At 62.4% G+C, this 11,177-nt stretch carries 10 protein-coding genes; 5 read left to right on the forward strand and 5 right to left on the reverse strand.

Annotation, left to right across the window (positions count from 1 at the left end; all coding sequences use genetic code 11):
• Positions 1 to 242: 242 nt before the first annotated feature.
• Genes nudC through EJ997_RS06805 form a run of 5 tightly spaced genes read right to left on the reverse strand, consistent with a single transcriptional unit; the run spans position 243 to position 5,198 of the window.
• A complete protein-coding gene (gene nudC, locus EJ997_RS06785) occupies positions 243 to 1,202 on the reverse strand; it encodes an NAD(+) diphosphatase (RefSeq protein ID WP_126703885.1) in 960 nt (319 codons plus the stop codon).
• Positions 1,199 to 2,290, reverse strand: coding sequence for a tRNA 2-thiouridine(34) synthase MnmA (gene mnmA, locus EJ997_RS06790; protein ID WP_126703886.1), 1,092 nt, complete (start codon positions 2,288 to 2,290; stop codon positions 1,199 to 1,201). Before mnmA ends, nudC begins: the two co-directional genes overlap by 4 nt.
• Positions 2,287 to 3,399 carry a cysteine desulfurase family protein gene (locus EJ997_RS06795; protein WP_126703887.1) on the reverse strand — a complete coding sequence of 371 codons (1,113 nt, stop codon included), beginning with the start codon at positions 3,397 to 3,399 and terminating at the stop codon, positions 2,287 to 2,289. The genes mnmA and EJ997_RS06795 overlap by 4 nt, the downstream gene beginning before the upstream one ends.
• Positions 3,400 to 4,371, reverse strand: coding sequence for an electron transfer flavoprotein subunit alpha/FixB family protein (locus EJ997_RS06800; protein WP_228201413.1), 972 nt, complete (start codon positions 4,369 to 4,371; stop codon positions 3,400 to 3,402).
• The gene (locus tag EJ997_RS06805) at positions 4,368 to 5,198 is read right to left on the reverse strand and encodes an electron transfer flavoprotein subunit beta/FixA family protein (protein ID WP_407644329.1); all 831 of its coding nucleotides are present in this window, start codon (positions 5,196 to 5,198) and stop codon (positions 4,368 to 4,370) included. The genes EJ997_RS06800 and EJ997_RS06805 overlap by 4 nt, the downstream gene beginning before the upstream one ends.
• Before the next feature lie 79 nt (positions 5,199 to 5,277).
• Between EJ997_RS06805 and glgX the strand changes: the two genes are divergently transcribed.
• From glgX to EJ997_RS06830, 5 genes are all read left to right on the forward strand, one after another.
• Positions 5,278 to 7,491, forward strand: coding sequence for a glycogen debranching protein GlgX (glgX, locus tag EJ997_RS06810; RefSeq protein ID WP_228201414.1), 2,214 nt, complete (start codon positions 5,278 to 5,280; stop codon positions 7,489 to 7,491).
• Positions 7,492 to 7,580: 89 nt separating this feature from the next.
• A complete protein-coding gene (trpS, locus tag EJ997_RS06815) occupies positions 7,581 to 8,705 on the forward strand; it encodes a tryptophan--tRNA ligase (protein ID WP_228201415.1) in 1,125 nt (374 codons plus the stop codon).
• 466 nt (positions 8,706 to 9,171) lie between these two features.
• Entirely contained in the window at positions 9,172 to 9,528 is a 357-nt protein-coding gene (locus tag EJ997_RS06820) for a hypothetical protein (RefSeq protein WP_126703888.1), read from the forward strand.
• 238 nt (positions 9,529 to 9,766) lie between these two features.
• Positions 9,767 to 10,129, forward strand: coding sequence for a hypothetical protein (locus EJ997_RS06825; RefSeq protein WP_126703889.1), 363 nt, complete (start codon positions 9,767 to 9,769; stop codon positions 10,127 to 10,129).
• Positions 10,130 to 10,398: 269 nt separating this feature from the next.
• Positions 10,399 to 10,920 (forward strand): hypothetical protein, encoded by a 522-nt coding sequence (locus EJ997_RS06830; RefSeq protein WP_126703890.1) that lies wholly within the window; start codon positions 10,399 to 10,401, stop codon positions 10,918 to 10,920.
• Positions 10,921 to 11,177: the final 257 nt, after the last annotated feature.

The raw sequence follows: 11,177 nt of genomic DNA on the forward strand, positions 1-11,177 counted from the left end.
GTGCATGCGAAGTGCCCGGCCCAACGATCGGACCGCATCCACCATCGCCATGGGAACATCGGGGTCACTAGCCTTCAGCATCGGGCAGGTCGAGCCGACTTTCATCTCCCCCGTTGCTAGTCCCTATGTAGGCTAGAGGCTCTCGTGCGCACTGCGCACAGGCAATCGACGGCTGAGGCTTGGACGTTGCCGATCGGAATCGGTCTAACGAAACGCTCCGACCGTGAATTGCCGTCCGGTTATTACCACTCGTTCCTGGTTCCGTCACGATTGACGGGGAGCGTTCCGCCGTACCAGTCCTCAATGAGGTAGCGGGCTACCGAGGAAGACATGGGGACGGTGAGGTTGCCGGCGGCGATCTCGGAGGCGAATTCTTCGCGGGAGAAGAAGCGGGCCCGAGTGATCTCCTCGCCGTCAACTTCAATGATGGTGCTGGTGGTCCAGGCACGGAAGGCAGCCATGAGGGAGCGCGGGAACGGCCAGGGCTGGGAACCGAAGTATTCGAGCCGGTCAATTTCCACTCCGGCTTCCTCAAAGGATTCGCGGACAACGGCGTGCTCGAGGGCTTCGCCCGCTTCGACGAAACCGGCAAGGCAGGAGTACCTGGTGGGTTCCCAGTTGGAGGCGTGGCCGAGCAGAAGCCTGTCGTCCTGGTCCCGGATCGCCATGATGACGCTCGGGTCGGTTCTGGGATAGGTGACGAGGTTACAGTCTCGGCACGCCCCTTCCCATCCGCCCGCCATCGGCGCCATGATTCCACCGCAGGCCTGGCAGTGCTTACGGTCGTCACGCCACGCACCGAGGGCGGTTCCCATGGTGGCGAGGCCGGATTCCAGGCCGGTCAGCCGGTGTCCGATCTTGCGCAGGGATACAAAGTTCCTGTGGTGCAGCGCCGTGAGCCTGCGGTCTCCGTAGGGCATACCTTCGGCATCGAGTTCAAAGTTCGTGGTGTCAAGGTGCAGGGCCGACCACGCGGTTTCGTCGGTCTTACCCAGGTAGGACACGTGATCCCACGTGAGCATGTCGGTGGGGATGTCATCGGCCGTGACCGATACGAGGCCTTCGTGATCGGCGGCGATCTGGTTTTCCCGCACGAGGATGAAGCGTCCGGAGGTGATGCGGGTCAGGAGGTCCGGATCGGTCCGTGACAGAGCATCAGCATCGTGTTCAATCCTCGACAGGGGCAGTTCGCCATCAATCATTTTGTTTCCTCCACGGTTGCCTGACCAAGTACCCGACTGCCGTCGTAGACGACAACGGACTGTCCTGCGGCAAGTCCCCGAAGGGGCTCGTCGAGGTCGACCAGGAGCTTCGATTCCACTGATTGAACCGTAGCGGGAATCTCGCGGCCGTGGGCGCGGACCTGAACACCTACGCGGAGCGGCTCGGCGGGATCAAGGTCCGGAGCCAGCCAGACCGTGTCCGATCCGACGATGCGATAAACATCGAGGGCTTCCACCGGACCGACGTGAACGAGGTTGGCGTCAATGTCGATCTTCGTGACAAAACGGGGCTGACCATCCTTGGCGGGGATTCCGAGGCCGAGGCCGCGGCGCTGGCCGACCGTGTATGCGAAGGCACCGAGGTGCTGCCCAACAACCGCGCCGGTCTCGTCCACAATGTCGCCGGGGTTCTCCCCTAGCCTCTTGCGAAGGAAGCCTCGAGTATCTCCGTCGGCAATGAAGCAAATGTCGTAGGAGTCAGGCTTCAGTGAAACACCGAGGCCGCGTGCGGCCGCCTCAACCCGGACCTGGTCCTTCGTGGGAACGTCGCCGAGCGGGAACAGGACATTACCAAGAACCTGCTTACCCATGACAGCAAGAACGTAAGACTGGTCCTTCGGGTGATTAGCCGCCCTGTGCAATTCATGGCGGACCCCGTCGGATCCTTCAATGTCCCTCAGGTCCGCGTAGTGGCCGGTGCACACGGCATCGAATCCCATGGCAAGCCCGCGTTCGAGGAGGGCCGCAAACTTCACGTGCTCATTGCAGCGCACGCAGGGATTGGGGGTACGACCCGCCGCATACTCGGACAGGAAATCATCGACGACCGTGTCTTCAAAGTCGTCGGAAAGATCCCACACGTAGTAGGGGATCCCAAGCTTGTCGGCGGCTCTGCGAGCATCGTAGCCGTCCTCAACGGAACAGCATCCGCGTGATCCGGTGCGGTGCTCGGCTCGTGATTTCGACAGCGCCATATGAACGCCGACAACGTCGTGACCAGCATCGACGGCACGCGCTGCCGCCACCGCCGAATCAACTCCTCCGGACATTGCTGCCAGAACCCTCACGCGCGAACCGCCTTCCGTGCCATCTCGATCGCCCCCGGCAGCGCAGCCACAAGTCGATCAATATCGTTGCTCGTTGTTCCCTCTCCCATGGAGAACCGAAGAGCAGTATAGGCATCATCGTCACATCCCATGGCAGCGAGAACAGCGGAGGGACGGTAGACGCCCGCGGAACAGGCGGAACCAGTCGAGCAGGCAATGCCTGCCATATCCAATCCCAAAAGAAGAGCCTCCGGATCGGTTCCAGGGAAAACCACGTGCACAATATGGGGCAGTCGGGGCACGTCCCCGCCGCTCCTATTACCGCCGGATTCCTCAGCAACCGCGGTGATTCTAGCCCCGAACTCGGTAAGGATTGCTGCCCTCTCCGCACGCGTCTGGATCGCCTGCTTCAGGGCCGCGGCCAGTGCGGCGGCCCCGGCAACGTTGTGGGTGCCGGACCGGACCTTGCGTTCCTGGCCACCCCCGCCTTCGAGTGGGATGAGGGGATAGTCACGGGCCGCAATCAAGGCACCGATGCCGACGGGCGCCCCCAGCTTGTGGCCCGACAGGGACACGGCATAGCCGGCAGGAATATCGATCGACCCCACGGCCTGAACAGCATCCGTGTGCAGGCGAGTACCGGGAGCATGTTTCTCAACAAGTTCCTTGATCTCGGCAAGCGGCTGGACGATCCCCGTCTCGTTGTTGGCGGCCATGACCGACACCAGGGAGACAGAGCCATCAAGCATTTCCGCGAGCGCGCCCAGGTCAACCTGTCCGCTTGGCAGGACCGGGATCTCCTCGTGAGAGGAACCCGCCTTGACGGCGATCTCTGCGGCTTCCCGGATCGCGGGATGCTCGATCGCCGACGTGAGGACCTTGCCGCGGGTGGCGGGGCCAGCGACCGCCAGGTTGTCGGCCTCCGTCCCGCCCGCGGTAAAGATGACTTCGGCCGCATCCACGCCAAGTAGGTCGGCAATCTGTTCGCGTGCGTCCTCGAGGACCGAGCGGGCACCGCGACCCGCCCCGTGGATCGCCGACGCGTTGCCGATCACGGCGGATGCCTCCAGCCAGGCCGTCTTCGCGACCTCGGAAAGTGGCGCGGTTGCGGCGTAGTCCAGGTAGACCACCTAGAGACCAGCCTCCCGGATCGCCTCGATCGCCTGCGGCACAACATCGTTGATGTCGCCCACAATGCCGAAGTCGGCAATCTCGAAGATCGGGGCTTCGGAGTCGTCGCAGATGGCGACGATGCGCTCGGAAGCAAGCATGCCGGAGGTGTGGTGGACGGCGCCGGACACGCCGAGGCCAATGTAGAGCTTCGGGGCAATGGTTTCGCCGGTCTGCCCGATCTGGGCGGAGCGGTCGATCCACCCCTCATCGCAGGCCACGCGGGTGGCGCCCACTGCGCCACCCAGGAGCTCGGCGAGTTCGTTCACCGGGCCGAAGTCTCCGTCGGTGCCGCGGCCGCCGACGACGACAACCTGGGATTCGGCGAGGTTCGGGCCCGTGTTTTCGCGCTTGGTGCGGGAGATAAGGCGGGTGCGCTTGGCGCGCTCGGGAACTGTGATCTCCAGATCGGTCACTGCCGCATCGGCCTTATCGGTCGCGGAGGCCTCGACGGCCGTGGGCCGCAGGGCTATGACGGGGATACCGCGGATGATCTCGCCATCGGTTGCCCACGTTCCCGAGAACACGGCCTTGGAGATCGTGAGCTGACCACCGGCGACGCTCACCGAATCGGCGTCGGTGACAACACCGGAGTCGAGCTGGACGGCAGCCTGTGCCGCGATCTCCTTACCCAGGTAGGAGGAAGCCATGAAGATCGCGCGGGGCGACACCTTCTCGGCGCCCGCGATAGCGAGGGCCGCCCACACTGCCGGGTGGTTGAGGTCGGCTCCCGAGGACGTCACGGTATCCGGGTCAACGACGAGGATCTCGTCGGCGCCGTAGCGAGCAAGCTCGGCAACGGGCGGGGCACCAAAGGTTGCGGAGACCACTCGGTCTGCGACCTCGCGGGCTGCGGTCAGCATCTCGCGGGACGATTCGGAAAGGTTCTCTCCGTCGTGGCGGGACAGAACAAGGACGGTATCGAGTTTCACTTCATCACTCCAAGAATGTAATCGGCAAGCTTCTTGCCACCATCGCCAGCATCGTTAAAGACCTCGCCAGCCTCGCGCGGGGGCCGCTGCGTCGCAGCCTTCACCTTCGTTCCGGAGCCGGCCACTCCCGCCAGTTCCTCCGCAAGGCCAAGATCATCGAGGTCGATCTCGTCGATCGGCTTCTTCTTCGCCGCCATGATCGCTTTAAAGTTCGGGTACATGACTTCGTTCGCCTGGTCCGTGACGGACAGGATCGCGGGCAAGTCCGCCTCGAGGACTTCGTCGTTCACTTTCATGGTGCGGGTGATCCGCAGGGCCGTGCCATCCAGTTCGGCCGTCTTGGCGAAGGTGAGGGCGGGCAGGTCAAGGTGGGCGGCGAGGGCCGACGGAATCGTCGCCGTCATGCCATCGAGGGCCGCCATGCCCGTGACGACGAGGTCGATGGAACCATCCTCGGAAAGCCTGTTGATGGTCGCAGCAAGGACGCGCGCGGTGGCGAGAACATCGGAGCCAGCGGCCCGATCATCGCAGATGTGGATGGCCCGGTCGGCCCCGAGTGCAAGTGCGCGACGGAGGCCGTCAACGGCGTCCTCCGGTCCCATCGAGACGGCGATAACTTCGCCGTCACCACCCGAGAGATTGACCGCTTCTTGGACGGCGTTCTCATCGAGTTCGTTCAGCACATCATCGTCACCGCGAACAAGGAAGCCCGATTCTCCCAGGGCTCGCTCGGCTTGGACGTCGGGCACGTGTTTTACACAGACAACAATCCTCATACCCTCTAGATTGCCACCCGGCCTCTCGTTCTCCCAAGAGATCTCCGCCATGGGTGGATTTATCGGGCAGGACCGGACGGGTTATGTCACCTTCGGTCAATTGCGTACCCAGAGGTGAGACAATGTGCTGGTGACACAGATTCTGACCCATCGAATCGAACCGAAGCGCTACACCGCTAGGGCCCCGGAACCGACTGCACAATCGCGCACCCATGCCAGTCAGCTCGGGGTATTTGTACATCCCGACGGCATCGATGTCGCCGTCACGGCGGCACTGGCCTCCCAGGTGGAGTTTTGCGCGATTGACTTTGAACCAGACGGTTCTCTCCGAGAACGCAGATATGCGCTAAACGGCCCTCAGCTTGGCGTGTGGACCGGCTTTATCCCGGGAATCCGACCCGGGCAGCGCTATGGTTTCCGCGTTCACGGCAGGTGGGATCCCGCCGCCGGTATGAGGCACAATCCGGCGAAGCTACTTCTTGATCCGTACGGTCGCGGTGTCGCGGGCGAATACGATTTGGGCCCGGCCTGCTATTCGCACGAGGTCGACGATGAGCTGCAACCGGTCCCCGGACCCCGGAAGATCAACGAGCTGGACTCCGCTCCCTACGTTCCCCATTCCGTTGTTGTTGACGACACCTACAACGGCGAGGTGGGCCCGCTCCACACGCCGTGGGACCGCACCGTTATTTACGAGGCGCACGTGCGGGGGTTGACGATGAATATGCCAGGGGTGCCGATGCATCTGCGGGGCACCTATGCAGGGCTGGCCCACCCGGCCACCATCGCCCACCTGCAGCGCCTCGGCATCACCGCCATCGAGCTTCTCCCGATCCACGCGAAGCTTCCCGAGCCGTTCCTTGTCGATAAGGGCCTCGATAACTATTGGGGCTACAACACGGTCGGATTCTTTGCGCCCGAGCCTTCCTACGCGACGAAGTCTGCGCAGGCCCAGGGGCCTTCGGCGGTTCTCCGCGAGGTCAAGGGCATGGTGTCCCTTCTGCACGAGGCCGGGATCGAGGTCATTCTCGACGTCGTGTACAACCACACGTGCGAGGCCGGGATCGACGGACCGACCCTCTCCTGGCGAGGTTTTGGAGAATCGACGTACTACATGCAGGCGCCGGGCAACCCCGGCGACTTCGAGGACGTCACCGGATGCGGTAACACGCTTGACTTCCGCCTGCGTCGCGTCATCCAGATGTCGCTGGATTCGCTACGTTACTGGGCCCAGGAGGTCGGTGTTGACGGCTTTCGTTTCGACCTTGCCGTGGCGCTGGGACGCCAGGGCAGGGAGTTCAACTCCCACCATCCCTTCTTTGTCGCGATGACGACCGATCCGGTCCTGCGTACCCGCAAGCTCATCACCGAGCCCTGGGATCTTGGACACAACGGGTGGCGGACCGGGCAGTTCCCCTCCCCCATGGCCGACTGGAACGACCGGTTCCGCAACGCAATCAGGTCATTCTGGCTGACCGACCAGCGCACCATGCTGAACGGTCACCGTCCCGCCGACTCCCGCGAGATGGTCACGAGGCTCTCGGGCTCCGCCGACCTGTTCTCGCGCGGCCGCGTCCCCGGGGGACGCGGTACCTTCGCCTCCATCAACTTCGTTACCGCCCACGACGGCTTCACTTTGCACGACCTCGTCACGTACGACCACAAGCACAACGAGGCAAACCGAGAAGACAACCGGGACGGCACGAACGACAACCGGTCGTGGAACCACGGCACCGAAGGCCCCGACACGCTCCTCAGCAAGGAGCGGCAGAAGTCGATGAGGAACCTCATGTCCACCCTTCTGTTCTCGGCCGGCACTCCGATGCTGACGGCGGGCGACGAGATTGGCCGCACCCAGTTCGGAAATAACAATCCGTACTGTCAGGACAACAGCCTGTCGTGGATCGACTGGCGCCTCACGCCCTGGCAGGAAGACTTCCAGGCAACCGTGTCCTACCTGCTGCGGCTGCGCCGCGAACATCGCGTATTCCGACCCACCGGGTTCTTCACCGGAACTCCGCGCAACGGAGACCCGCTACCCGACGTCACCTGGATCGACCGGGACGGTGAGGAGATGCCGGCGTGGAAGTGGTTCGAGCCATCCTCGCGCACCTTCCAGATGCTACGGTCCGGACTGGGCCAAGACGTCGATGCCCTTATCCTCATCAACGGACTGAACAAGGACACCGAGTTCACGTTCCCCGTGGGACGCGGCAGGCCCTTCGATCTTGCCTGGGACTCGACCATGCCCCGGCCAAACGGTTTCCGCGAGCGCAAGCTACCCGGCTCGAGCATCGTTCTCGAAGCGCAGTCGATTCGTCTTTACCTATCGAACCCTGCCTAAACTAGTCCCGCAACACCGGCCCGTAACTATTCCGGTAGCTCCGGGCCCCGATCAGTAGCACAACCGGTAACCACCGGAAAGGATCACCCATGTCCAGTGACGACACCACCGATCTCGAACCAACGGATCTCGAGTCGACGATGGACGCGGCCTCGCTTCGCCACGCGGAGCAGGTCAGCGACGATCTCAAGCAGAAGATCACCGAGGACGCCTCCCCGTTCAGGATGCTGACCGGAGACCGCCCCACCGGCAATCTCCACCTCGGCCACTACTTTGGCTCGCTCCGCAACCGCGTCGAACTGCAGAACGCGGGTGTCGAAAGCTGGCTGATCGTCGCCGACTACCAGGTCATTACGGACCGCGACGCCGTTGGCGAGATCCGGGATCGCGTCTATGGGCTCGTCACCGACTACATTGCCGTCGGAATCGACCCCGAGAACGCAGTGATCTTCCCGCACTCGCAGATCCCTGCTCTCAACGAGCTGGTTTTGCCGTTCCTGTCGATCGTCACGGACTCCGAGCTGCGTCGTAACCCCACGGTTAAAGCCGAGCTGGATGCGACGGGTGGTCGCCCCATGTCCGGCCTGCTCCTCACCTACCCGGTGCACCAGGCCGCGGACATCCTGTTCTGCAAGGCCAACATTGTGCCGGTCGGTAAGGATCAGCTGCCCCACCTCGAACAGGCCCGCGTCATCGCCCAGCGCTTCGACAAGCGCTACGGCCGGGCCAAGGGCGCCAAGCACCCGATCTTCCCCCGACCGCAGGCACTCCTATCCGAGGCACCCTCGGTTCTTGGGCTTGACGGCCAGAAAATGTCGAAGTCGCGCGGCAACACGATCGAGCTCGGCATGACTGCCGACGAGACGGCGAAGCGCCTGAAGAAGGCCGTGACCGACTCGGAGCGGATGATCACCTACGATCCGGTGAACCGTCCCGAGGTCTCCAACCTCGTCCAGCTCACGGCGCTTGCCACCGGTAAAGACCCGGTCGAGGTTGCCGACGAGATCGGCAACGGAGGCGGGGGAACCCTCAAGAACGTAACCACCGAGGCAATCAACGAAATGTTGGCCCCGATCCGTGCCCGCAGAACCGAACTCGAGAACAACCAGGACTACGTCCGTGACGTTCTCAAGGCCGGAATTGAAAAGGCCAACGCCCAGGCAGAAGAGACCCTCCGAGAGGTCCACGAAGCCCTCCAGATGGTGTACCTGTAAAGAGGTAACCGAAGCGGAGAATAACGCGGTCGAAGGTCGATTCCTGCCACCGAAATAGCCCCCGCTCTTCACACTCTTTGAGGTGGGACAGCAACCCGCACAGGGCGCTGTCCCACCTCCGTCATATTCACCGTCCGTTTACCCTCCAGGCTCGCGCCACGCCAACTTCGGGCACTTTGGGCCGAACTCCCCGGGCACTACCCATGACCCTCAAACAACAGATAATTGAACAATCAACCGGCGATGGAAATCTCGCAAACACCATGCGTCATCAGGGCTTTTACGCAATCGTCCGAAATAAAGATGAGGGTTCGCCGCTATTCCGGCATGGGGACATAAGACCTTCGTCCCGGGTTTTTACGGCAAACATTGCCTACTTGCCATTCGCGTACCTGGAAATTCCATGTATTCTCGTTCTCGAAATTGCTTACGATCCGCTTCCATGGCGGAGTTCAAGGAGAATCACATGCGTAACAACACCATGAAGCGTTCGTTCGTTGCAGCAGGCCTCGCCCTCGCTCTTCCGTTCGGCCTTGCCGCCTGCGGGGGCGACGACAAGCCCTCCAAGGAAGACGTCCGCGCCGGCCTTGACTCCATGCTCGCCGACCAGGGCATGGGCACCGAGGACCTCGAGCAGCTCGGCGTCGAAGGCGACATCGTCGACGACTACTTCAACTGCATCGTCGACGGCATCTACGATGACGTCTCGAACGACACCCTCAACGCTCTTGCCGACAACAACCCGGATGCTTCGCTGCCGTCCGAGGACCAGGAGGTCTTCCAGGACGCCACCACGGCCTGCACCTCCGAGCTCGGCTTCTAACAACAGCCTAAGGCGGAAGAGCAATGAGTAGACGTTCGTTGGCGGTTACTATCGCCATGTCTGCCCGTTCACTACTCCTGCTTAAGCCGCCCTGTCTGACTGCGCCAGGCCTGATGCATCGCATCAGCATGCAGGCCATCTAGACCCTTGTGCGGGCCGGACTTCTGTCCGGCCCGCACAGCTTTTAACTGCCTTGTTCACCGGCCGTCAACTACTTGCACTTCCATTAGGAGACAAAATGCGTAGCAACACCATGAAGCGCTCACTCGTTGTAACGGGTCTGGCACTTGCCCTTCCCTTCGGCCTTGCCGCCTGCGGCGGCGACGACAAGCCCTCGAAGGAAGACGTCCTCGCCGGTTTCGACCAGATGCTTGCCCAGACGGGAATGGATGAGACCTCTCTCGAATCCTTTGGCGTGTCGGGCGAGCAGATGGATAACTACGCGAGTTGCATTGTTGACGACATTTACGACGAGGTATCTGCGGACCTCCTCAACGCGGTCGCGGACGGCGATGCCGAGGCTCAGGTCGACATCAGCGAAGAAGACGAGGAGGTCGTCAACGACGCCGTCGAGGGTTGCCAGGGCGAACTCGGCATGTGACGTGGCACCAACAATTTTTGCGCACCTGGTATCAACGCAGACACATCAGCTGCACCCGCTGACCTTCCAACGCCTTGCCCCGTAGCCGCGTGCTGCGGGGCAAGGCGTCCCGACAGTGGATCTCATCTCACCGCGCCACTGTCGCGAACCGTTGCTCTCTCCCCACCTCCCTGCGCCGGCCCCTCCTGGGAAGCACTCCCCACCATTTCGTCCATTTTGTTTTCTGCGCGTTGTATCGTCGCTGTAGTAACCAGCAAAGGACTCAACTTATGGCTAGAGCGCTTCTCCGTACCGGACTCATGCTCATCCTGCCCCTCGTGGCGGCGGGCTGTTCGACCGACTCTGAGGCCCCTGCTACCGATGGCAGTGCCGAAACAACGATGTCGCCAACCGACGATGGCTTGAGCCCCGGGATCAATGACGGACCGCAACCCGGCCAGCCCGAGCCATCGGTAGAAGCCACCGAGGCCAGCCCAACAGCAGACGAGTCCGAGGACGCAGACGAGGAAGACGTTCCCGGCCTACCCAGCCACGACGACGTCACCTCCGGTCTACGAACGATGATCGTGGCCGAACTGGGGCTTGCCGAGGATGAAGTAGAAGATCTCAGCGCTGCCGGCGTGCTCGAGGAGTACTACTCCTGCATCACCGACCAGGTCTATGACACCCTGTCCGCCAACGCCCTGCAGGCACTGGCCGACGCTGACCTCAATGCGGAACTGAGCGTTGAAGATTCCGCTATCTTCAACGAGGCCACCACCACCTGCGGCGAACTGATCACCGCGGATTAATTCGTGCACGGCACCGCACATTTCATCCAACGAGACGGTTCCCAAACGAGCGACTTCCCCATAAACCAAGTCCAACAAGGTCGTTCCTGACACCCGCCGCGCTGGGTTGCGGTGGTGTCGACAAAGTGCGCTTAGAACTTCCCTACCCCTACTCCCTCCCCACTCGCCTCTCCCTGTCCCCTAACAGCGCTCCCACACTTCCCCAGCGATTTCATGCTTGGCGCAATCACGGGCAATCATGCAACCTAGATCACAGG

This window comes from Flaviflexus ciconiae, from assembly GCF_003971195.1.
Lineage (GTDB): Bacteria > Actinomycetota > Actinomycetes > Actinomycetales > Actinomycetaceae > Flaviflexus > Flaviflexus ciconiae.